Origin of the sequence: Candidatus Accumulibacter contiguus (genome assembly GCF_012940005.1) — a bacterium.
GTDB classification, from domain to species: domain Bacteria; phylum Pseudomonadota; class Gammaproteobacteria; order Burkholderiales; family Rhodocyclaceae; genus Accumulibacter; species Accumulibacter contiguus.
The window spans coordinates 1-757 of record NZ_SPMX01000117.1; the positions used below are offsets into that span (position 1 = coordinate 1).

Genomic DNA, 757 nt, shown 5'->3' on the forward strand with positions numbered 1-757 from the left:
GCGCAATCACCGTCCGCGATGAACGACTTGCCGACGCCGCCCTTGCCTTGCAGAACCATGTGAATCTTCGCCATCAGAGTAGATCCTCCTTCTTCGGTGTTCGGTTGAATGTGAAGCCGGTCGCGGCCAGCTTCTCTGGTTTCCATTCGGCCGGCGTCCTGGCTGACTGCGGGGCCGACCTTGGGGCCGCCTGCCCGGATTGATCGGCCACCACCGGCGCCGGCGCTGTTTCTCCGTTCGCTGGCGGCGACAGGATCAAGCGATTCACGTAGCCGCGAAACGCCTGGTAGCTGAAGGCGACCTTCTCTTCGTCGTGCAGCGTTTCCCAGATCGTCTTGACCGGCCAGCCATCGTCGATGGCCTGCTTCACCTCGCCACGCAGAGCCAGGAACGCCGCCCGGTTGCGCACATTGCCAGCCGGCTTCTTGCGCGCGATCCGTTCAGCGATGCGCGCCGACAAGCTCTTGGCCATCGATCATCCGGCGTTGCTGTTGCCGTTGTTCCGTCATTGTTTCGTCCTCACTGCAACAGGCTTACCTGTTCTCGACCGTTGTTTGATCGTCGCCAGCCCGTTCCTGCCTTCGCACAACAAATGATATAACGAATAAAAAGCTACAAGCAAGGGCAGAGACATGCTACCCTTGGCGTATGAAAGGCATATATCGGGGCAGGATAGGTGAAGTAGGCCCACCCGCAAGCGGTTTGTCCTGCTTCACGGCGCCTTATTCGCACTGCGTGCTCAACGGGCGTCCTGCTC

General features: G+C 60.1%; 1 protein-coding gene. It reads right to left on the reverse strand.

Features of this window, described 5'->3' with window-relative positions; translation table 11 throughout:
- Positions 1-73: 73 nt before the first annotated feature.
- On the reverse strand, positions 74-472 hold the full coding sequence (locus E4Q08_RS23430) for a TraK family protein (protein WP_169072183.1): 399 nt from the start codon (positions 470-472) through the stop codon (positions 74-76).
- Positions 473-757: the final 285 nt, after the last annotated feature.

Excerpts from the sequence above, each read along its gene's own strand:
- E4Q08_RS23430 (WP_169072183.1), bottom strand. The coding sequence starts at position 472 with ATGGCCAAGAGCTTGTCGGCGCGCATCGCTGAACGGATCGCGCGCAAG.